This window comes from Sulfurovum sp. TSL6 (genome assembly GCF_019972115.1).
GTDB lineage: Bacteria > Campylobacterota > Campylobacteria > Campylobacterales > Sulfurovaceae > Sulfurovum.
The window spans coordinates 180,875-203,675 of the sequence record NZ_BPFJ01000001.1 but is presented as its reverse complement, the minus strand read 5'-3'; the positions used below and the strand labels follow the sequence as shown (position 1 = coordinate 203,675).

The 22,801-nt window shown below is 39.2% G+C and carries 22 protein-coding genes; 15 read left to right on the top strand and 7 right to left on the bottom strand.

Annotated elements, in window-relative coordinates; genetic code table 11:
- Nucleotide 1: 1 nt before the first annotated feature.
- Together cysE and LDM93_RS00950 are read left to right on the top strand one after the other, a co-directional pair.
- Nucleotides 2-703: a serine O-acetyltransferase gene (gene cysE, locus LDM93_RS00955; protein WP_223890044.1), complete on the top strand. Its 702-nt coding sequence runs from the start codon at nt 2-4 to the stop codon at nt 701-703.
- Between the two features lie 68 nt (nt 704-771).
- Nucleotides 772-1,938 (top strand): pyridoxal phosphate-dependent aminotransferase, encoded by a 1,167-nt coding sequence (locus LDM93_RS00950; protein WP_223890043.1) that lies wholly within the window; start codon nt 772-774, stop codon nt 1,936-1,938.
- A 54-nt stretch (nt 1,939-1,992) separates the two neighbouring features.
- Here LDM93_RS00950 and LDM93_RS00945 read toward each other — a convergent pair whose 3' ends face one another.
- Nucleotides 1,993-2,550 carry a DedA family protein gene (locus tag LDM93_RS00945; protein ID WP_223890041.1) on the bottom strand — a complete coding sequence of 186 codons (558 nt, stop codon included), beginning with the start codon at nt 2,548-2,550 and terminating at the stop codon, nt 1,993-1,995.
- 58 nt (nt 2,551-2,608) lie between these two features.
- Between LDM93_RS00945 and LDM93_RS00940 the strand changes: the two genes are divergently transcribed.
- Genes LDM93_RS00940 through LDM93_RS00905 form a run of 8 tightly spaced genes read left to right on the top strand, consistent with a single transcriptional unit; the run spans nt 2,609 to nt 12,166 of the window.
- On the top strand, nt 2,609-3,523 hold the full coding sequence (locus tag LDM93_RS00940) for an AEC family transporter (protein WP_223890035.1): 915 nt from the start codon (nt 2,609-2,611) through the stop codon (nt 3,521-3,523).
- A gap of 33 nt (nt 3,524-3,556) precedes the next feature.
- Nucleotides 3,557-4,774 (top strand): saccharopine dehydrogenase family protein, encoded by a 1,218-nt coding sequence (locus LDM93_RS00935; RefSeq protein ID WP_223890033.1) that lies wholly within the window; start codon nt 3,557-3,559, stop codon nt 4,772-4,774.
- Between the two features lie 3 nt (nt 4,775-4,777).
- Nucleotides 4,778-5,533, top strand: a complete 756-nt coding sequence (elyC, locus tag LDM93_RS00930) for an envelope biogenesis factor ElyC (RefSeq protein ID WP_223890031.1) — start codon at nt 4,778-4,780, stop codon at nt 5,531-5,533.
- On the top strand, nt 5,533-6,237 hold the full coding sequence (locus LDM93_RS00925) for a TIGR02453 family protein (protein ID WP_223890029.1): 705 nt from the start codon (nt 5,533-5,535) through the stop codon (nt 6,235-6,237). The genes elyC and LDM93_RS00925 overlap by 1 nt, the downstream gene beginning before the upstream one ends.
- Nucleotides 6,238-6,282: 45 nt before the next feature.
- Nucleotides 6,283-9,738, top strand: coding sequence for an acyl-[ACP]--phospholipid O-acyltransferase (locus tag LDM93_RS00920; protein WP_223890027.1), 3,456 nt, complete (start codon nt 6,283-6,285; stop codon nt 9,736-9,738).
- Between the two features lie 11 nt (nt 9,739-9,749).
- Nucleotides 9,750-10,466: a sterol desaturase family protein gene (locus tag LDM93_RS00915; protein WP_223890025.1), complete on the top strand. Its 717-nt coding sequence runs from the start codon at nt 9,750-9,752 to the stop codon at nt 10,464-10,466.
- A gap of 25 nt (nt 10,467-10,491) precedes the next feature.
- Nucleotides 10,492-10,965, top strand: a complete 474-nt coding sequence (locus tag LDM93_RS00910; protein WP_223890023.1) for a hypothetical protein — start codon at nt 10,492-10,494, stop codon at nt 10,963-10,965.
- Nucleotides 10,955-12,166 (top strand): DCC1-like thiol-disulfide oxidoreductase family protein, encoded by a 1,212-nt coding sequence (locus LDM93_RS00905; RefSeq protein WP_223890021.1) that lies wholly within the window; start codon nt 10,955-10,957, stop codon nt 12,164-12,166. Before LDM93_RS00910 ends, LDM93_RS00905 begins: the two co-directional genes overlap by 11 nt.
- Nucleotides 12,167-12,633: 467 nt before the next feature.
- Here the strand turns inward: LDM93_RS00905 and LDM93_RS00900 are convergent, their stop codons facing one another.
- A complete protein-coding gene (locus tag LDM93_RS00900) occupies nt 12,634-13,005 on the bottom strand; it encodes a DUF2237 family protein (RefSeq protein ID WP_223890019.1) in 372 nt (123 codons plus the stop codon).
- 243 nt (nt 13,006-13,248) lie between these two features.
- On the opposite strand from LDM93_RS00900, the gene LDM93_RS00895 reads away from it, so the two are divergent.
- From LDM93_RS00895 to LDM93_RS00885, 3 genes are all read left to right on the top strand, one after another.
- Nucleotides 13,249-14,115 carry a DMT family transporter gene (locus tag LDM93_RS00895; protein WP_223890017.1) on the top strand — a complete coding sequence of 289 codons (867 nt, stop codon included), beginning with the start codon at nt 13,249-13,251 and terminating at the stop codon, nt 14,113-14,115.
- A gap of 195 nt (nt 14,116-14,310) precedes the next feature.
- Nucleotides 14,311-14,784, top strand: a complete 474-nt coding sequence (locus LDM93_RS00890) for a shikimate kinase (protein ID WP_223890015.1) — start codon at nt 14,311-14,313, stop codon at nt 14,782-14,784.
- A gap of 71 nt (nt 14,785-14,855) precedes the next feature.
- Nucleotides 14,856-15,869 (top strand): endonuclease/exonuclease/phosphatase family protein, encoded by a 1,014-nt coding sequence (locus tag LDM93_RS00885; RefSeq protein ID WP_223890013.1) that lies wholly within the window; start codon nt 14,856-14,858, stop codon nt 15,867-15,869.
- Nucleotides 15,870-15,904: 35 nt separating this feature from the next.
- Here LDM93_RS00885 and LDM93_RS00880 read toward each other — a convergent pair whose 3' ends face one another.
- Together LDM93_RS00880 and LDM93_RS00875 are read right to left on the bottom strand one after the other, a co-directional pair.
- Complete coding sequence (locus tag LDM93_RS00880; protein WP_223890011.1) at nt 15,905-16,267, bottom strand: hypothetical protein; 363 nt, start codon at nt 16,265-16,267, stop codon at nt 15,905-15,907.
- Between the two features lie 87 nt (nt 16,268-16,354).
- Nucleotides 16,355-16,690 (bottom strand): hypothetical protein, encoded by a 336-nt coding sequence (locus tag LDM93_RS00875; protein ID WP_223890010.1) that lies wholly within the window; start codon nt 16,688-16,690, stop codon nt 16,355-16,357.
- Nucleotides 16,691-16,994: 304 nt separating this feature from the next.
- Between LDM93_RS00875 and LDM93_RS00870 the strand changes: the two genes are divergently transcribed.
- Nucleotides 16,995-17,426: a co-chaperone YbbN gene (locus tag LDM93_RS00870; protein ID WP_223890009.1), complete on the top strand. Its 432-nt coding sequence runs from the start codon at nt 16,995-16,997 to the stop codon at nt 17,424-17,426.
- Between the two features lie 17 nt (nt 17,427-17,443).
- Here the strand turns inward: LDM93_RS00870 and LDM93_RS00865 are convergent, their stop codons facing one another.
- The 3 genes from LDM93_RS00865 to LDM93_RS00855 are packed head-to-tail and all read right to left on the bottom strand — an operon-like array spanning nt 17,444 to nt 20,197.
- Complete coding sequence (locus LDM93_RS00865) at nt 17,444-18,127, bottom strand: uracil-DNA glycosylase family protein (protein WP_223890008.1); 684 nt, start codon at nt 18,125-18,127, stop codon at nt 17,444-17,446.
- 3 nt (nt 18,128-18,130) lie between these two features.
- Nucleotides 18,131-19,849, bottom strand: a complete 1,719-nt coding sequence (locus LDM93_RS00860) for an AAA family ATPase (protein ID WP_223890007.1) — start codon at nt 19,847-19,849, stop codon at nt 18,131-18,133.
- Between the two features lie 6 nt (nt 19,850-19,855).
- On the bottom strand, nt 19,856-20,197 hold the full coding sequence (locus tag LDM93_RS00855; protein WP_223890006.1) for an arsenate reductase family protein: 342 nt from the start codon (nt 20,195-20,197) through the stop codon (nt 19,856-19,858).
- Nucleotides 20,198-20,267: 70 nt separating this feature from the next.
- Between LDM93_RS00855 and hrpB the strand changes: the two genes are divergently transcribed.
- Nucleotides 20,268-22,757, top strand: a complete 2,490-nt coding sequence (hrpB, locus tag LDM93_RS00850) for an ATP-dependent helicase HrpB (RefSeq protein ID WP_223890005.1) — start codon at nt 20,268-20,270, stop codon at nt 22,755-22,757.
- Nucleotides 22,758-22,801: the final 44 nt, after the last annotated feature.

Genomic DNA, 22,801 nt, shown 5'->3' with positions numbered 1-22,801 from the left:
ATTGAACCCATTTAGTCTTATCAAAGAAGATTTTCTTAATGTAAAAAGAAATGATCCTGCCCTGCACTCTACTTTTGAACTCTTTTTTAACTACCCTGGATTATGGGCACTACTGTTTCATCGTTTGGCACACTCGCTTTACCAAAAAGGACTAAGATTTCTTCCACGACTCATTTCTGCAGTCGGACAGTTTTTAACGGTGATAGATATACATCCCGCTGCAACCATTGGCCGCAGGGTTTTCATTGACCATGGTGTGGGAGTGGTTATCGGTGAAACGGCGATCATCGGTGATGATGTTATTATCTATCAGCAGGTCACTCTTGGTGGAGTCAGTCTTACAAAAGGGAAAAGACACCCGACCGTAGAAAATGGTGCCGTGATCGGTGCAGGGGCTAAAGTACTGGGGAACATTACCGTAGGGAGTAACTCCAAAGTCGGTGCCAACTCGGTGGTGGTGAAAAATGTACCTGCCGATTCAACGGCTGTAGGCATCCCTGCACGTGTCCTTAAACGTGGATATGATAACACCCCGCTCAGTCACAATAAAATCCCTGATGTCAACAAAGAGATATTTGAGTATCTTCTCAAACGTCTTGCTGTACTTGAAACTGCCATTGAAACCGGGGACAATGCGCATATTAAAGAAAAAGACCATGAACTTGAGAAGCTTTATGATAACTTTATCCACTCTATGGATTAGACATATATGTTGCGGTTTTTAACGCATTTTTCGATACAATTAGCCAATTTATAATCAAAGGTTTTTACATGCTTTCAGATCGTATCCAAACACTCTCTCCATCTCTTACTATAGCCATCTCTTCACTTGCTCGTGATTTAAAAGCACAAGGAAAAGATATTCTTTCTTTCTCTGCTGGTGAACCGGATTTTGGTACACCGCAACGTATCAAAGATGAGGCTATCAAAGCGATCAACGAAGGGTTTACGCAATACACGGCAGTACCAGGTATACCAGCGCTTCTAGAAGCTGTATCGGCAAAACTAAAAAGAGACAATAACCTTGACTACGCACCTTCAGACATCATCGTCAGTAATGGTGCAAAACAGTCTCTTTTTAATCTTTTTCAAGCGGTACTGAATGAAGGTGACGAGGTTATCATTCCTTCTCCATATTGGGTCACGTATCCTGAATTGGTTAAATATGCAAGTGCTATACCCGTCATCATAGAGACAGATGAGATCAGTGGATTCAAAATGACTGCTGAACAGCTCAAAGCTGCCATTACGCCTAAAACAAAAATGGTTATCTTGACATCACCGTCAAATCCGACTGGTTCAGTCTATTCTAAAGAGGAACTTGAAGCACTGGCAGCCGTACTTAAAGGTACAGATATCATGGTGGTCAGTGATGAAATGTATGAGAAGCTTGTTTATGACATTGACTTTGTAGCCGCGGCAAGTATCAGTGAAGATATGTTCCAAAGGACTGTCACTGTGAATGGTCTCAGCAAATCTGTAGCGATGACAGGATGGCGTTTTGGATACTTGGCAACACCGAACAAAGAACTCATTGCTGCGATGAACAAGCTACAAAGCCAAAGTACATCAAACATCAATTCCATTACCCAGAAAGCGGCTATACCTGCACTGCTTGGTGAAGTCGACAGTGAAATAGAACAGATGAGAAGAGCGTTTGAAGGAAGAGCGGAAGAGGCAGTAAACCTCTTTAACGACATTGACGGTCTTTCTGTACTTAAACCGCAAGGTGCATTTTATCTCTTCGTCAATATCAAAGATGTCTCGAATGATTCTATAGAATTCTGTAAAGAACTGCTTCAGTCTACGGGTGTTGCTGTTGTTCCTGGTATAGGTTTCGGATCAGAAGGTTACTTTAGATTCTCATTTGCTACAGATATCACAACGATCCGTGAGGGTATCAGACGTATTGAAAAGTTTGTACAGAGTAAAAAGTAAGACTCTTTTTACACTTTAGACCAAGAAAATATCTTGGTCTAAATTCACTTTAAACTACTTTTTCTTTTTAGTCATATTTTCCATAACAAACCATACTGCACCTATAATACTAAACAAGATCACCGGTGCTATCCATGGATGTATCTTGATATACGTAAACACTGCAATGATAAACTCACTTGAATAATACGCACTCAGTCCTATCGTCAAGACGAATACAATAGAGGCAAATACATTATAAAAAGCAAACTTTTTAAAGTCATATTTGGCAAGTGCCATAGAGAGTGGTACAAGGGTTTTGATACCATAGAGAAACTTCTGTATAAAGATGGCCAATACCCCGTACTTACGCATGATGAGCGTGGCAAGGGCTATTTTACGTTTATGTTTTGCGAAGTAAGGCTGTATCTCTTTTTTCTGGTATTTCCCCAGATAAAAAAGAAAGATATCTCCTAAAAAGTTTGATACGGTTGCAACTGCCAAGGCAGTAGTCAGATCCATGTTACCCATAAATGAAAACACACCAGCTGCCGCAACAATAAAGAGTGAACCGCCAAATGCAAAAAAGGCTATGGCAAAGTAACCCCAAGTCTCTAAAGAAGAAAAATCCATAAAAAATCCTAAATAGTTTATTAATGAATCATACCCAAAATAAGTTATAATCCTTCTCATGATTGAAACACTATTGAGCATTCTCTTTGTCTATGTCTTTATACTTTTAGGCTATATGGCCAAACGGATCTTTAAAGAAGAGATGAATCCAAAAACACTGACCCTGATGTCTGTCTACTTTTTGCAACCCTTTGTGACCATCTGGGGTTTTAGTACAGCCAGACTGAATAGTGAGCACCTTTATGTCCCACTCATCTATCTTGCCATTATCCTTCTCCTGCTCTTTCCAACCATCCTACTGGGAAAGGCACTTTTCAATGATCCCAAAGAGAGGGCCATATTTTCCATTGCCGGATTTGTAGGGAACACAGGAAACATAGGTATCCCCTTGGGTATCGCCCTCTTTGGAGAAGCCTCTGTCATCTACACGACCCTTATCAATATAGCCAATGTATTTGTCGTTTATATCATCGGTGTCTACATCTATTCTCGAGGTTCGTTCAGTATCAAAGAGTCACTCTTGAACATCATCAGAATTCCTATTATCCCAGCTTCGATTGTAGCGATACTCATCAATATTTATGAGGTACCTCTAAGTACAGAGATCATTGAATTTTTCAAAATGGGTGCCTATGCCGGTATCGTCTTGCAACTTTTTTTACTGGGAACGTTCCTGCAGGGTATATGTATAAAAGAGCTGCATCCCAAGCTTTTTATAGGGACCATAAGCCAAAAGTTTGTCATTGTGCCGTTGGCTACTGCCCTCATACTCTCTTTTACAAACCTTTCTCTTTTTGTACAAGGTGTGATCTTTATGGAAATGATGGTACCTCTGGCAGTTGCCAACATCAATCTGGCTTCGTTATATAATTGCAGACCTAAAGATGTCACTTCGCTTATCTTGCTTAGTACACTTTTATTTATGCCTTTGTTATTCGGGCTAAGCTATGTTATAAATCACTACTATTTGTGATAAAATAACCCTATAACTTTACTAGGAGTTCCCATGTCTAAACAAACCCTTATCATCGGTGCCGGTGGTGTCGGAAATGTTGTTGCTTTTAAGTGTGCAATGAATGCTGATACATTTGGAGATATCACGCTGGCAAGTCGTACGCTCAGTAAGTGTGATGCAATCGCCGCAAATGTAAAAGAAAAAACAGGTGTTCAGATACAGACACGAACAGTAGATGCAGATTCCATACCTGAACTTAAAGAACTCATTGCTGCTATCGGTGCAAGTATTGTCATCAATGTGGCACTTCCTTATCAGGATCTTACCATCATGGATGCCTGTGAAGAGATGCAGGTAGATTACCTCGATACAGCCAACTACGAACACCCTGACACAGCGAAATTTGAGTACAAAGAACAATGGGCCAGATATGAAGAGTTTAGAAAAGCGAACATCATGGGCTTACTTGGGTCCGGTTTTGACCCTGGAGCGACGAATGTATTTTGTGCCTATGCACAGAAACACTACTTTGATGAAATACATACTATTGACATCCTCGACTGTAATGCAGGGGACCATGGGTATCCTTTTGCTACCAATTTCAACCCGGAGATCAATCTTCGTGAAGTCTCTGCGAAAGGTCGATACTGGGAAAATGGAGAGTGGATAGAGACAGAACCGATGGAGATAAAACAGGTATGGGACTATCCTGAAGTGGGGCCAAAAGACAGCTACCTGCTTTACCATGAAGAGATGGAGTCTTTGGTGAAACATATCAAAGGGCTAAAACGTATCAGATTTTTTATGACATTTGGAGAGAGTTATCTGACACATATGAAATGTCTTGAAAATGTGGGCATGCTTGGCATCGAGGAAGTAGAACATAAAGGGATGAAGATCGTCCCTATGGAATTCCTTGCTACCCTGCTTCCAGATCCTGCTAGTCTGGGACCACGTACAAAAGGTAAAACGAACATCGGAATCTTTGCAAAAGGTATCAAAGACGGTAAAGAGAGAACCATCTACATTTATCAAGTCAGTGATCATGAAAAATGTTATGCAGAAGTGATGAGCCAAGGTGTCAGTTATACGACGGGTGTACCTGCCATGATTGGAGCGAAACTGATGCTCGAAGGTAAATGGCATGGTAAAGGCGTCTTCAACATGGAAGAGCTTGACCCTGATCCATTTATGGAGGAGATGAACAAGCAAGGGTTGCCTTGGAAAGTCATGGAACTTGGAGCAGATGAAACAAGGATCGTAGAGTAAATAATGGATTTTTTACTCAAAAAATTTATCTCTATGTTTTTAATGCCCCTTCCACTTGGGGTGTTTTTCATCGTTTTAGCATTAGTATTACTCTACAGAAACAAAACTAAACCAGCAAAGTTCATGCTTATATTGAGTGTTTTATGGTTATTTTTCTTTTCTTATCCACCTGTTGCCAATACACTCTTACATAGTATTGAGTCGAAAAATGCGACACTTCACCATGCACCTGAGAATGTCAAATATATCTATGTTCTAGGTGGGGGGCATCATACGGATGAAAGTTTTCCCATTACCTCTCAGATCTTTGAAGCCTCTGTTGTTCGGTTAACTGAAGGCATACGCCTTTACCATCAACTGCACGAAGAAGCCAGTATCATTGTTTCAGGGTACAGCGGATTATTCGATCCTACAACCCATGCGGTGATGCAAGAGAAATTAGCTTTGGCTTTAGGTGTAAAAAAAGAACAGATCATACTTCGTCCAGCACCAAGAGATACAGAAGAAGAGGCCATAGCTGCAAAAGCATTACTGGGTAATAAACCATTTATCTTAGTCACCTCAGCATCTCATATGACAAGAGCAATGTACTTTTTCAAAAATGAGGGATTGCACCCGATCCCTGCACCAACGAACCATTTGGCAAGCATACAGCACTTAAACTATAGCAAATTCTTTTCTTCTGAAGCACTGGTAAAGTCTCGTATCGTATTTCATGAGATCTTAGGCTTGATCTGGCAAAAAGTGAAAGGGATATGATGTCTTTTACCGGATTTCCCAAAGAGGGACTTGCCTTCCTCGATAACATCATCATCAACAATTCCAAAGAGTGGCTTGATGATCATAAAGAAGCGTATGAAAAGTATATCGTATCACCCAATAAAGCCTATGTGGAAGAGATGGGTGAACATTTACAGATACTTGTACCGACTATTCACGCCATACCCAAAATAAACAAATCCCTCTTTCGTATCTATCGTGATGCCAGATTTCACAGACTTGACCCGATCAAAGAACGTATCGGTATCATATTTTGGCAGGGTGCAACGCACCGTATGCAAAGCAGTTCTTTTTATATGCACTATGATCCTTTTGAAGTCTTTGTCGCTGCGGGTATACGTAATTTCAAGCCGCCACTACTAGCTACCTACAGAGAATACATCAAAAATGATGCAAAGAGAGAAAGTTTGCATCACATCTTGGAAGCACTCAAAAGAAAAGGCTATACGGTACCTGAGCCCCAATTCAAACGTTATCCTGTAGGCCTGGATAAAAATGACACCTATGCCTACCTCTACCTCTATGGTGCGATGTATGTCTATACGACATTCCCACCCGATGAAACATTTCACTCTGAAGCTATCATAGACAAAAACTTTAAGATCTATAAAGATATGCTTGACTTGCACCAATGGGTCTATGAACTTACATGTGTAACGGAATGTACAGAAGAATTCTACTAAAATATAGTATTCAAGCTCGCCGACAAAATGTAACAAGGGAAACAAATGCTATCACTTTTTAAAATAGCCGGATTTACACCCTATATTCTGATCGTACTACTCAATGCAATGACAGACTTGGGACACAAGATCATCTTGCAAAACACCATTTTTAAAGCGTATGAAGGTCCGGAACTCATCATACTCACTGCCATAGTCAATGCTTTGATCCTTCTGCCTTTTATCTTTCTCTTCTCCCCGGCAGGATTTATAGCTGACAAATATCCGAAAACAAAAGTGATAGAGTATGCATCAATGGCAGCGATCGGTATTACTACACTGATACTTCTCTCTTATTATATGGGTTGGTTTTGGATAGCCTTTATTTTAACTTTTATTTTAGCAGCACAAAGTGCCATCTATTCCCCGGCAAAATATGGACTTATCAAAGAGATGACAGGCAATGAACATCTGTCTGAGGCAAATGCAGTAGTACAAGCTGTTACAATCTCTTCTATCCTTGCCGGAGCAGTCATCTATTCTATTTTCTTTGAACGTTTACTTCAGGATGCCAGCATTATACCTTCGGAGATACTCAGATACATTGCACCTGTAGGGTACTTACTTATAGGTGCAAGTACAGTAGAGTATCTTTTGGCTAGACGACTGGTACGTAAGTTCAAAGCTGTTGATATAGATGAAAGTATGACATTTGAGCCCAAAGAGTATAAGAACCTCTCTTATTTGAAACAGAACCTTTCTCTCATCAAACAACATAGAACGATCTGGTTAAGTATTATCGGTCTTTCTATACTTTGGGGAGTATCACAAGTGGTTTTAGCCATATTTGGAGAATATCTGAAAAGCACACTAGGCATCACCAATACGGTCACTGCACAAAGTTTATTGGCACTAGCCGGTATAGGTATGATACTAGGTTCTATCTTTGCAGGACGAGTGAGTAAAAATTACATAGAAACAGGCATCATACCTCTTGGTAGTCTGGGTGTAGCCCTTGCACTCTATATGATTCCATCTCTTACTTCTTTATGGGCGTTAGGTACAGCACTTTTGTCTTTTGGTTTCTTTTCAGGACTTTTTATCGTTCCTCTCAATGCCATGATCCAGTTCTCATCACCTCACAAAATACTGGGTAAGGTCCTCGCAGGTAATAACTTTATGCAAAATGTGAGTATGTTCCTGTTTCTCATTTTGACTGCTATTTTTGGATACTTTCAGTTCTCTGCCATAGGACTGTTTTACATCATATCTACTATCGCTTTCATAGGTATGGTATACACTTTTATCAAACTGCCACAGTCACTCATACGCTATATGGTCCGTATGATCATAGGATTTAAGTACACTTTACATGTTGATGGTCTTAACCATATAAAAGTAGATAAAGGCATACTTCTTTTAGGTAACCACATATCATTTTTAGACTGGGCTGTCTTACAGATGGCATACCCAAAACAGATACGTTTTGTCATGGAAAGATCTTACTATGAAAAGTGGTACCTCAAACCTTTTTTGAAATTTTTTGGGGTGATACCTATCTCCAGCAGAGGAAGTAAGAGTGCTCTTGTTAAAGTAACGGAAGCACTAAACCGTGGTGAAACAGTAGCACTTTTTCCGGAAGGCCACCTCTCGCGTAACGGACACTTAAGTACATTTCAAAGAGGGTTTGAAATGGCAACCAAAGAGGTAGAAGATGCAGTGATCATACCTTTTTATCTTAGGGGACTTTGGGAAGACAACTTCTCTTACGCATCAAACAAGATGAAACGTAACAAGAGTAAAGACATCTCTGTGAGTTTTGCAGAGGCTATAGATATTCACTCTACTGCTTCAGAAGTAAAAAAATCCGTATTTGATCTCTCTGTACAAAGCTGGAAGCACTATGCAGAGTCTTTACCGGTATTGCAAAAAGCATGGATACGCTCAGCTAAAAATGTCGGTTCAAAACTCTGTATGGCAGATTCTACAGGTATAGAGTTAAGTGGAGAGAGATTCATTACAGCTACGCTTATGATGGCATCTTCACTAAGATCAAAACTAAAAGGCTCACAAAATATAGGTGTACTTCTACCAACTTCTGCAGGTGGTTCCATGGGAAATATGGCACTGCTTTCACTGGGCAAAACAATCGTAAACCTCAATTACTCGGCAGGTCAAGAGAGTCTGCTTCATGCACTTAAAATCGCCGATATTACAAAAATAGTAGCTTCAAAACAGTTTATCACCAAACTTAAAGCCAAAGGCTTTGATATGACAGAAGTACTTAAAAATATAGAAGTCATCTATCTTGAAGATATCAAAGAGCATATAAACAAAACACAAAGTCTTCTTATGTGGATAGTGGTTAAAACTTTACCGGCATGGCTACTCAGTCCACTGTTTATAAAAAATGCAGAGCTTGATGATACAGCAGCTATTCTCTTTTCATCAGGGTCTGAAGGTACACCAAAAGGTATAGCGTTAAGCCACAGAAACATCATGGGGAACATCAAGCAGACAGCGACCCTGCTGAATCCTACAGATAGCGATGTGATGCTTGGAACACTGCCTATCTTCCACTCTTTTGGTTTGACGGTCACTACACTGTTACCACTGATTGAAGGTATACCGGTCGCATCACATCCTGACCCTACGGATGGTTTTGGCATAGGGAAAATGGCAGCAAAATATGAAGCGACCATCCTGTTGGCAACGGCCACATTCCTTAGACTCTACACGAGAAACCGGAAACTTACACCACTCATGTTCAAAAATATACGTATGGTAGTTGCCGGTGCAGAGAAACTGCCTAATGAGATACGTGATGAGTTTAAAAAGAAGTTTGGACTTGACATCTATGAAGGGTATGGTGCGACAGAGACCACACCGGTAGCTTCAGTCAATATGCCTGATGTACTCATGCTGGACTCATGGAAACCACAGGTCGGTCAAAAAATAGGTACTGTTGGTCTGCCACTGCCTGGTTCCACATTTCGTATCGTAGATCCTGAGAGTTTTGAAACACTCAAAACGGGTGAAGAAGGCATGATACTCATCGGTGGAACACAGATCATGAAAGGCTATATCGGTGACCCTGAAAAAACAGACTCCGTCATCAAAGAGATAGACGGTATACGCTGGTATGTCACAGGAGACAAAGGTCGTTTAGATGAAGATGGTTTCCTCACCATCGTCGACCGCTACAGCCGTTTTGCCAAAGTAGCCGGAGAGATGGTAAGTCTGGGGCTTGTCGAGGGTGAAATAGCCAAGGTACTGAGAGAAAACGACCAAATAGCCATTGCTGCCCTGCCTGATGCTAAAAAAGGCGAGAAGCTTGTGCTTTTACTTGAGGGAGAGATAGAATTAGACGAGTTAAAAGAGAAGATCAAAAACATTGAAATGAACCCTCTTTTTGTGCCATCAGAGTACTTCAAAGTGGATGAATTGCCTAAACTTGGAACCGGAAAGGCTGATTTTAAAGGGGCTAAAAGATTGGCAAAAGAGCTTAGTGAAGCACAATAAAGGATGACAAAATGCAAATGCTTACAGTTATCATAGCAATAGGTCTTAGCTTAATTATTTTAGAACGTATCTTTCCTGATAGAGTCTTGCCTTTAGTGAAAGGTTGGTGGTCCAGAGTGGTTGTGATCAATCTTATGCAGTTTGGGATCGTCATTTTGGGGATGGTTACTTGGGATGTGTGGTTCAAGACACATCAAGCCTATGTCATAGACGGCTATCCTGATTTTGTCTTGGGATTTATGGCGTATCTGGTCATTACTTTTGTGTTTTACTGGTGGCACAGGGTGCGTCATGACTCTTATGTGCTGTGGGTACTGTTTCATCAGCTTCACCACAGTGCATCGAGGTTGGAGACGATCACATCTTTTTATAAACACCCCCTTGAGATCATGCCGAACTCTTTACTGATGGGGAGCATCTCTTATTTGCTTCTAGGGCTTAATGTGGAAGCAGTGGCATGGACGATACTATACAGCTCCATAGGAGAATACGTCTACCATATGAACATTAGAACACCTCACTGGGTGGGATACATTTTTCAGCGTCCTGAAATGCATAAGATACACCATAAAGAAGGGGTACACTACAATAATTTTTCAGACCTGCCTTTGTGGGATATGTTATTTGGTACCTATGAGAATCCTAAAGAAAGAGTAGAAGATGCCTGTGGATTTTGTGATACGAAAGAGAGAGAGAGTTTATCAAGATCCTGGGATTTAAAAATGTAAATAACGCTTACAAAAAAGGTAAAAAATGAAACTAAAGATACTTTCTATCCTACTTGTAGGTATAGGGTTACTGCAGGCTTTGGGACATATCACGGGTAACAAAAGCATCAAGAACTTGGGACTCATTACAGTCGCTTCACCACTGCCCATCGTCTTTACCCAGCAAAAAGGTTTTTTGGAAACTTTTGCATTGGATTTTACTTTGGTTTATGAAAAAGACCACAAAGAAGAACGTATCAAAATAACCCCAGAACTCTATGCACAGCTAGACAAACCATATAACTATAGAAATGTACTGGGAGCAGCCATCTCTTATGGGCCAATACTCCCTAAAGAACTTGTAGGTTCAGTGTTGAACTATGCGTTTATAACTCCGGGAGTACTCTCCAGAGCCTTTCATTTGGGTGATATTAAAAATGCCTCTTTGGAACTTCACAGTAAAACAAAAAATGAAAACAAAAACTACGTTTTACCCATAGGAGAAAAAGATGACAGGTAACTCTTCAACCCTTTACTATCCTGCCTATCAGTTTGCTATGTTTAGAATCATTTTTGGACTGTACCTGCTGATTCATTTTCTATACCTCATACCTGTTTCCGCAGAAATATGGAGCAATTCAGGGTTGATATCTGATGTCAGCTTCAACCTTACCTATGGAGCATTTCCAAACATTCTCTATCTCTTTGATGGTACAACGTCTGTGACTATCTTTGTCTCTATTGTGGCACTGCTCTCTTTCTTTATCATCATAGGCTTTTTTAGACGTACTTCAGCCCTACTTTTATGGTATGGATGGGCTTGTCTTTTTCATCAAAATAACCTCATACTGAACCCCGGACTACCTATGGTTGGTTGGTTGCTCTTAGCACTTGCACTTATCCCAAAAGGTGAAGGATGGGGTATTGAGAAAGAAGATGAATCATGGACTATGCCACCCATACTTTACTGGGGTGCATGGATCATCATCGGAGTTTCCTACAGCATCAGTGGCATTGATAAAGCGATGGCACCTAGCTGGATAGACGGTTCTGCGATCACTCACCTGCTCAATAACCCTTTAGCTAGAGATTACTTTATACGTGATCTGTTACTTTCAACACCTGAACTATTTAGACAAATACTCACTTGGTCAGCACTCGTTCTTGAGATAGGTTTTGCTCTTTTAGTCATTTTTTCAAAGACACGGATCATAGCATGGTTTATGATCATGGCAATGCATCTGGGTATCTTGATCATCGTTGATTTCCCAGACTTAACGCTTGGGGTCATTATGATACACCTCTTTACTTTTGATGCACGTTGGTTTAAAATTGAAGATAAACAAAGAGTCATCATCTTTGATGGTGTCTGTGGTTTCTGTAACAAATCCGTAGATACACTGATACGCATAGATACTCAAAAGCGATTTCACTATACCTCCCTGCAAGGTGAATTTGTAAAGACATTGACTTTGAAGCCAAATATAGACAGTATCGTTTTCTATGAAGATGGCACACTCTACTACAAATCTACTGCCATCCTTAAAATACTCAGGTCATTAGGGGGCATATGGATAGTTACAAATCTGTTTTATCTCATTCCAAGAGTACTAAGAGACTACATCTATGACTTTATAGCTACATACCGTTATAATATCTTTGGAAAGATGGAGAGTTGCCGGATGCCAAAAGAAGGTGAACAAGCGTTGTTTATAGATTAAATATCTTCGCTTATTTGTGTGATAGAGAGCACAAAAAAAGAATTCTACCAAACTACACATACAGTACACACAATTTTGTTACTATTAGTCAGTGGCAATACTCCTAGAGTTTAGGAGATAAGTAATGGGTCTTCATGTCTCAAACTTGGTAAGAGTTACGGAGGCATCGCAGAAATGCGACGACTAAGTGAAAATCTGGAAATCCAGGTGACACGCATAGACCAACGTACTTATCACGTTTTGCACGCAGAGGGCTACGAATTCATTTCTGGCAACACTTCCTCTAAGAGGCTATTATTTAGTCTTCCTACTCTGTGTGCGAACTATGTAAATGTCACTTTAAAGATCGTACGCTTACTTCTCTTGTTTTAAACAGAAAGTCATTCTTCTCATTGAGAGACAAAGCGTACGAGATATGTATATTTTTTCCCAAATCTATTATCATAAAATGAGTATGTGACAGGAGACTATAGATCTATAGCATATTGTTTCAAAGTTTCCAGATCGATCAATTCAAGCATTTTTTTATGTGTCGCATGAATAAAGATATGCGGTGCCTTGCCATCCAAATGTGCTTTGACAAAACTATGACCGCCAAGACACCAGCTTTGTCCGGGTTTTACCCCTGCAAAATTGTACTCTGGTATAGGTGTAGAAAGATCATTTCCTACTTTTTTAGAGTATTCCAAAAATTCCTCTGTCGCATAGATACACACAGCATGTACCGCAGGATTATGATCGCCTGTATTACAATGTCCATCTCTATGAAAGCCGGTTAGAGGTTTCAAACTGCAAGGCTCCAGGGGTTCACCCAAAACATTTAATGATTCATCCATCATGATATATCCTTTATTCTTATCTGAAAAATTATAACTAAAATGTACAGTCACTTGGTAAAGGCACTTATATTTCCGAAATATTTGGAAAGATAGGTGTAAGTTTGACGCCTTTAAGACCTTTTTACTCTGCTATCAAATCTAATGTATCATAAAATTCTTCAGGTTCCTGGTATCCATAAAACATATGATTTTATTACGTATAATAGACTTTAGATACAATACACTAAAAAGCAAAGGCTAAAAATGACAAAAGAAAGAGAAGGTGAAATACTCATGGTCGGTCTTGCCATACTTGAGTCTTGGTTTCCCATATTCTCTATCGTCGCCATGTCTTACATCGGGGCACTGCATACCTATATGTACTCTCTTCTCATAGCTTTAGCCTTTTTTATCATTATCATGTATAAACGAGATAGATTTAAAGAGCTTAAGAACAAAGAAGCTTACAAAGATCTATTGCTTACAAGCTTTTGGATCACTTCGCTCTTTGCTCTTGTTTTCATAGGGATGCGCTACACGACAGCAGGTAACATGGCAGTGATCATCTTCCTGCAGCTGCTTTTTTCCTACCTGTACTTCAATGTCTTTGGGAATGAGAAAATGCATACCCTGCATGTCTGGGGTGCTTTTATTATGGGTATGGGAGCGCTCATAATCCTCATTCCTGATGAACTTACATTAAACAAAGGGGATCTACTTATCCTTATTGCAGCTGCCATTGCACCTTTTGCCAATCTCTATCAAAAGAGAGCGCGTGAATTTTGTTCTTCAGAGACCATTTTAGGTTTTAGAACCTTAGTGGGTCTACCTTTTATAGCCCTCATGGCATGGGCATTTGAACCTGCTGTACGTTACGATGCCTTTGTATCGGCTCTGCCTTCTTTACTGTTTATCGGCATTTTGATCTATGTCGTTTCAAAGATCATGTGGATAGAAGCTTTACACCGTACAACCATCACCAAACTTTCTGCCATGCTGGGACTGGTCCCTATGATGACACTTGCTTTTGCCTACTTCTACCTCCATGAAGTTCCAGAACTTCGTCAAGTATTAGGCATTATCCCTGTACTTGTAGGTGGATACTTGATTACGAAGCCTGTGGAGGGTTAAGGGGTCATCACATAGTGAAATAATGAATTAATCTTCTCGCTCCCATCATCTTGATAGGCGTGTATATATCAGTTTATTTTCACATCTATAATTCTATTTACTTTATAGCTAAAGAGTATTACAGTATAGTCACACTTATAAAAATAGTAAAAGAGGTACAAATTGGTCTACGATAACATAGTTTTAATAGGCTTTATGGGAAGTGGTAAAACTGCTGTAGGTAAAATTCTTGCAAGGCAACTACATAAAAAATTTGTAGATGTCGATGGTATGATTGAAGCGGAGCAAAAGAGTAGTGTTTCTGAGATTTTTGAAAACAAAGGTGAAGCGTATTTTCGTGGTCTTGAACAAAAATGTATTGATGAACTCACACAACAGAAGGGTCAGGTGATTGCTACAGGTGGTGGACTGCCTATACATAGTTCTATACCAGAGAAGTCACTTATTGTTTATATAGATGCTGACTTTGATGTTATACTAAACCGCTTATCAGTAAAGGAACGCGATAAACGACCTTTACTTCAAGATGAATCTAGGGCTAAGGCGTTATTTGCCGAGCGTATAAATACCTATAAAGAGCTGGCAACCTTCCGTGTTGATGCCAATCAAACTATACAGACTTTTATACATGTTATAGTAGATTTTATTTTAGATAAGAGAGTTTTATAACTTGAACTGCTATCTCTTATCTGTCACTGTTACAGAGTTACCTCACACTAGTATTTAGGTATACTCAGCATATGAAAATAAGACTAGGTACATTTAATCTTTTTCAATTTGTAGAGCCTCCTTACTCTTGGTATACCAAAAAAGATAAATTCAATGAGCGGCAATGGCTTGAAAAAACGACATGGATAAAGCATCAAATTCTAAAAATGGATTGTGATATCATCGGGTTTCAAGAAGTATTTTCAAGAAAGGCTTTAAGACATCTTGTTAAAGACTTAGGTTTTAAATATTTTAAAATTGTTGATGTGGCAAAATTAAGTACCAATAACAGATATAAATATGTTACGACTACCGTTGCCATTGCCTCAAAATACCCAATATCAAACATACAAGCAGTAGAAGTACATCAACCTAGCATTGATAAGTACAATTTTGGGAAGGACGATAAAGACCTTTTCAAATTTTCCAGAGTACCCATAAAGGCAACGATAACACTTCCTAACAAAAAAGAACTTTTAGTGTATGTATGTCATTTAAAATCAAATAGACTTAATGAATTTGAATACGTATTTAATGAGAGCCATACATTAGAGCATAAAAAGGAACTGGTATCAAAAGCGTTGGAAGGTAAATATTCTAAATCTTTAAAACAAAGGTTATGTGAGGCATCTTCACTTTTCTTTGATATACAAAAATATAAAAATCAACCCACCGTTTTGATGTGTGACCTAAATGATAAAGAGTTTTCACTGACCATTGATGCATTATCAAATCACAAATACTATGATGACAAAAGCAAGGAAAATCTTGTCTTACATGATGCAAGTTATGAGTACACACCAGAGGTATATAACCCACACCCAGAAGCAAAAGAAGTAAAAAGAAAGGCTACGAGTTATTTTCTAGGAAAAGGAAATGTATTAGACTACATTTTTATCTCAAATGATTTTCATAAAAAGAATGAAAATAGAATTGCCGAGGTGACTGACTATAATGTCCTAGATGAGCATCTACAAGAAAATAAAGATGGTTCTTTACTTAAAAGTGATCATGCACAAGTAGTTTGTGAATTAACTTTTCTTTGATAGTAGAATAATCCGGCCTATCTTCTTTTTATTTTTTAAGAGAGATCCAGATAGATACTACTAATAATAATTTTATACGCATCATTATGCTTTTTAGAAGTATCACCAGTAATGATTAAGGTCTCATTGTCTTCGTCATAACTAAACATCTGTTCTGTGATCTTAAATGCTGTTTCAAACTCAATATCATTGATCTCATGAAAAATTACATTAATATCGCTTGTACCAATAATGTTAAAACCTATTCTGGTTTCTTCTGCAAACTTTCTACTATCGCCAACATAATATCTTGTTTCAAGCTTATTATCATAACCCATAGCAGTGTTGTGGTCGATGTCATTATTCTTTAAAAAAGAATTGATCGCTTCTCTGTTTTTTTCTTCTTTACTGAGTGCCATATTTACTCCTATACATTTTAACTCTGATTATAAACCAATTTAGTCATAACACTACATTAGCTTGAAGGTTGAGTACCTGACTTTCTTTTAAGCGCAGCCACAACCAGTACCACAGCTATCATTATTGGCGTTTTCTGTAGACTCAAGAGTCCAATCATCAGTAGAACCACAACCCACATCACAACTTACTCCAGTACTGCAGCCAGAGACATAAGTGGCATTTATTGCCACTCTAATGACAAAGTTATTACCTTCAGCTCTTTGTGAAGAGAACGTATGTTTACCACAAAACTCTTCATTCATAAGTTCAGCGACGATATTTGCATAATTATATGCATCCTGCTGTGTTTTAAACGTATTAATATTCGAGTATTCACTTTTTTTAAAACATTCACATTCTTTTTCCATTTGTACGGTATACATAAAGTGTTTCCTTTTGATCATTAAATTATCTAAACAAAATAATCATACTTTAGGGTTATAAGGTATGCATGAAATAGAGGAAAAACTAAATATAGAAGACTCCCTATTTTGCAGCACCTTAACTTACGGAATGATAACATCATTTTCTTATTATCATCAATACTAGGCAAGAACAGCAAAAAGAAGCTGCAACAGGGTTTAATCAAGGTGTATAATCACATTTAAATGTAGGTTTTCGTTACCTGACCCCTGATTTTTCTAAGAAAAGTGTATACTTCCTACATATTTTATCCAAAGGTCAATCATGGAAACTCTCAAAATCGTATGCCCTGAGTGCAACAGTGTCAACACCATCAAAAGTGATGTTAGGAATGAGCCAATTCCCTGTTCACAATGTCAAGCAGATCTAGATGACCCCTTTCCGGTTGAAGTAACTGATGAGAGTTGTGCGACCCATATCAGTGAAAATGACATAGCAGTGCTAGTTGATTTTTATTCATCCACTTGTGGCCCTTGTATGGCAATGTATGATGATTATGAAGATGCGGCTCTGGGTTTTGGATTAAAAGTGAGATTTCTCAAAATAAATGCCGATACATACCAGAAGGTCGCCAAAGAGTATGGAGTGAGTGCGCTTCCTACCATCATCGCCTTTAAAAAAGGCCAGGAAGTCAACCGTATAAGCAGCCAACTTTCCAGAGTTGAGCTCAGTTTATGGGCTGAGAGCCTCATCTAAATGGTCATTAGGCACTATTAACTCATTTTCATCATGCTCTCGAAAGCCTCTAAATAAGTATCTATATACTTCTGCTTCTCCTTACGTCTATACTGCATCACCCAACGAGGATGAGGCACAACTTCTATGCTGTTAAAACAGTGATGCTTGTCGTTAAAGGCTTTGAGGTATTTGAGATTTTTCCCTTGTCCTACACAGATGATATTTGGTTTTGCCTGAGGAAATGACATCTGCTTCAGTAAAGTCTCTTCTATAAAAGATTCTAGCGCTTTTTGTGTTTGTGGGTCATCATAGTAGTTATAATTTTTGTCATTTTTCAAAAGTCCCAACGGCATGACCGTTGTAAAGAAAAAATCTTTATAAAATTTTTCTACCCCGCCATATGCTTCGATCACTTCAAACATAAATGCTGCCGATATCTCTACACGCTTGTCAAAGCTGTTCGGTATGTCACAGTAGTTATCCAAATGGTACGCATCTGCAAATCCAATGCCTGTAATTCCGGCACCAAGTCTGCCGGGGTTTATGCCGACAAGATAGGTGCGGGGTCTATTGTCGGCATAGTATTTGTTAAAAAATGTTTCCATCACTCTTTTTGTTTCTACATTATTAAAAGGGTAGATGATCTCTACGCCATGAGGTAGAGGTAACTCTTTTGGTAAATTGAAATAAAAGTCCTGTATCTGTTTGGAAAAAGTCATCATTTATGCCAAGAACAACATACAAACCCGTAGGTCATCATAACTCACATCGCCATCCAGAGCTTCAAATAGTGGCTTTAAACGCAGCTTGCCATCTTCTGAAAAGTTCTCTTTTAAGTTCTTGGTTCTTAGCTTTAACACTGCATTATCTACACGTTCAAAGATCCCATCTTTAGGTTTGTACTTGTCTAAATCTATCTCAGGAGTTTCTTCTTTTATACGTGCAAGATGCTGCACAATGGTACTTTTTCCTAAGCCTCTGTTCATAGCTAGCTTCACAAGCGTATCTGACTTTTCTATGAGGTGTTTTGTCTTCATATATGTAGGTGTGACATAGGCTGAGTGTGAGGGTTTACCCTCTTTAATGTTTTGTATCTCTTCGTCTATCTTCTCTTTACTTACTATGCCGCCAAGCTTTGAGATATGACTTTCAAACAGATTTTCCAAGCTCTCTTTTGTCAATGCTTCTATGCTGTCACTGGCCTTCTTCGATGCCATTTTAATGCGCTCATCTATATGCAGGATGAGAGGGTCTACACGCAAGGCCATAGGGTTTAAACCCATCAGCCGTAAACCTTCGATGTTCTTAATACGTGAAAGTGCCACATACCCCTGTCCTGTCTCAAATGTTTTACTCAAGTCTATCTCCGCAGCATCCAGTGTCATGCCTTGTGACTTATGTATCGTGATAGCCCATGCCAAACGCAAAGGTACTTGTGAAACAGTCGCTGTAACTTTGCCACTATCGTTCTCAAGTGACCAGTCTTCCGGCTCTAACTTAATTTTCTTCCCCTCTGTGGTTCGTACAATGGGCATGTTATCTATGGGGCTGAAACTTTGCACTGTTCCGGTGGTACCATTGACATAGCCTTCTTCTGCATTGTTTTTTATGAAGATGACAACCGCACCCTTTTTAAGCGCCAACTCTTCTAAAACCAAAGAAGATTTAAAGATCTTCTCTATATTCTTTTCACTCCCTTTTGACTCATAAACAAACAGTTTAGGCTCACCCTCCAGCTTATCTAGTTCATCTTTATTGATGCGGTCTACATCTACATTATGGGTGTAGAGTTTGGTAGGTGTAGCAGTGCTCAGTTCTTTTTCATGTCTGCCTGCCAGTAGTTCTTCCGATGAGGCTGATATTTCACCAGAACGTATGTCATCGAGTATGCCAATGAGTCTGTCATCATCTTGTCTAAACTTTTCTTCCAAGTAACAGGTATGTAAGTCTAGTGCTTTCCATGCAGGAGACTGCCATGCAAAACGCTTCTCTTTAGGTACTTTTGAGACAGGGGGTAACTGAAAAAAGTCTCCAGAGATCACTACTTGTACCCCACCAAAAGGAGCATCTGTACCCTTGAAACCACGCAGTATCAGATCCATAGAAGAAAATATCTCTGGTGAGATCATAGAAACTTCATCAATGATAAGAAGTTTGAGTTTAGAAAAACGTGTTTTGAGGTACTTTTTTTCCAACAAAAAATCTACATACCCCTCATCTATACTGTCACGTATACCCAAAGCAAAAAATGAATGTATCGTCTGCCCACCCAAATGCGAAGCTGCTATACCGGTAGGTGCAACAATGGTGGGGTAAACCCTGCGTTCTTTTAAGTACTGTGTATAGAGATTAAGAAGATAGGTCTTCCCTGTCCCCGCTGAACCGGTGATAAATACATTTTTACCTGATTTTAGTATGTCTAGTGCTGTATTTTGCTTCATTTTATTTTATAAAAATGTCTTCTTGTAGACTTCTTCATCATAAGCCACATGGACTTTACCATCACCATACTCTATTACCGGACGCTTAAGCAAATAGTTTTCTTTTGCCATCCATGCTATTTTACCCTCATCATCAAGGTCAAGTTCTTTGAGTTTTAAGTCTCTGTATTTTGTACCACGTGTGTTAAAAAGTACAGACATATCTATCTGTTTTAGCCACTCACGTATCTTTGTTTCATCTACAGACTCTACCTTATAATCTACAAAATCAAACGCTATATCGTTATCTTTCATAAATTTTCTTGCTTTACCTACTGTTGAACAGGTTTTTATACCGTATATAGTCATACCATCACCTAGATTAAATTTTTTGAATTATACAAGAAGTCTATTAATATAAAATTCTTATAATACGACCATGCAAACCCTACCCATTACCCAAGTCATACCTGAAGTTAAAGAGAAACTTCTAAACAACAACCGTTTAGTACTCCAAGCACCACCAGGTGCAGGGAAAACAACGGCACTTCCTTTAGCACTGTTAGATGCACCTTGGTTAGAGGGTAAGAAGATCATTATGTTGGAGCCTCGTCGTTTGGCTGTGCGATCTTCTGCTGCCCATATGGCTGAACTTCTAGGTGAAAAAGTAGGTAAACGCATCGGTTATCAGATAAAGATGGAATCTGTACAGAGTCAAGAGACACAGATACTCATCATTACTGAGGGTATATTAACCCGTAAACTACAACATGATCCCAGCTTGGAAGATGTGGCTCTCATCATCTTCGATGAGTTTCATGAACGTTCTTTACATGCGGACTTGTCTCTTGCTTTAGCACTTGAGTCTCAGTCCATACTACGAGAAGATCTGAAGATACTCATCATGTCTGCGACACTGAATACTTCTACTATTTCAAAGCTACTGGATCACGCCCCCATTGTACAAAGTGAGGGACGTTCTTTCCCTGTGGAGAGCATCTATCTACCGACCCATACACCTCAACCAAACAAAAAAGAACTACCCTCTTTCGTACATACGCTTCTACACAGTATATTACAAAAAGAAGAAGGGAATATACTTGTTTTTTTAGCAGGTGTAAGAGAGATAAAAGCTGTGGAAAAGCTTCTAAACACAACTAAACCCAAAGATGTTTTTGTCTCAACACTCTATGGTAACCTTAGCAAAGAAGCACAAGACAGAGCCATAAATGCACCACCTAAAGGCTTTAGAAAAGTGGTACTTAGTACCAACATTGCTCAAACCTCTTTGACCATAGAAGGCATTACCGTAGTGGTGGATTCTGGGCTTCAAAATGTCTCTATCTTCAACCCGTTTTCGGGGATGAACAAACTTGAAAGTAACTTTATCTCTCAAGATTCTGCCACCCAAAGAGCGGGGCGCGCAGGGCGTTTGTCTGAAGGAAAAGCCTACCATCTTTGGCACAAGTCCAAGATACTTTTAAAACACGATGTCCCTGAGATACTCTTAGCTGACCTTAGCCAAATGGTTTTAGAGCTGGCACGTTGGGGAAATGATGAGATAGATACGCTTTCATGGATGGACAGACCTCCCAGCTCTGCTATAAACCATGCCAAAAAGCTTCTGCAACAGCTAGGTGCACTGGATGAAAAAGGAGACATTACAACGCATGGTATAGCTATGAGTCGTTATGGACTCCATCCAAGACTGGCACACATGATGCTCAAGGCTCAAACACTGGGCCTTGCGTATGAGGCTTCCCTGTTAGCAGTTTTGGTTTCAGAAAAAGACATCTACCGTAATGCTTTTGGTTCATCAGATATGCGTGAACGTGTTTCTGTACTGCATGATGTTGCCAGGAAAGTAGCTGTAGATACACAGTTTATCAACCTCAAACAATGCCAGTACCTACTTGCCAATGCCAAACGCATAGAAAAAGTACCAAAAGAAACCATAAATCTAGAGATGCTTGGCATACTCATGGCCTTTGCCTACCCTGATCGCATAGCAAAACAACGTTATGAAAAAAACCACAGCTACCTACTCTCTAATGCAAAAGGTGCATCCTTACATAAAAGTGATGAACTTTTTCATGCACGTTTTTTAGTGATATCTGATTTGGATGCCCGCAGTAAAGATGCTATCATCTACAAAGCCATAGAACTCACACAAACACAAATAGAAGAACACCTTCAAGAACATATACAACAAAATGACGAGGTCGATTGGAACGAAGAGCAGCAAAGAGTTGAAGTTCGTAGAGTTCAACGTTTAGGTGCTATACAATTACGAGAAACACAACTAATGAACACAGAAAATGAAGAAGTACTGGATGTACTTCTTGAAGCATTGGAAGAGTTGGGATTAAATGCTCTAAACTGGAGTAAAGAGGCCCTCTTACTTAGACAAAGAGTAAACTTTTTCAATGCACACCAAATGGAATTTCCAGACTTTTCAGACGACCATCTTTTAGAAAATATGGATAAGTGGCTAAGCCCTTACCTCTCAGGTATCACTACACTCAGAGCATGTCAAAATTTAGACTTTTACAACATCCTTTTAGGACAAATGAGTTTTGAACAGACGCAACTTTTAGACACCCTGGCACCTACTAAGTTAAAAGTAGCCAGTGGCTCAAACATTGCCATAGATTATACTAATATAGAACAACCCGTCTTAGCGGTACGACTCCAAGAGATGTTTGGAACAAAAAATACACCTACTATACTGGATGGAAAAGTAAAACTGATGATCCACCTGCTTTCCCCAGCCTCACGCCCCATGCAAGTCACACAAGACTTAGAGAACTTTTGGAACAACACTTACGAAGAAGTAAAAAAAGAGTTAAGAGGCAAATACAAAAAGCACTACTGGCCTGACGATCCACTTACTGCTATAGCTACTTCTAAGACTAAGAAACATATGTAGAGAGTTACCTCTTAGGAGGGAGATGTATTTCATACGTTATCTTT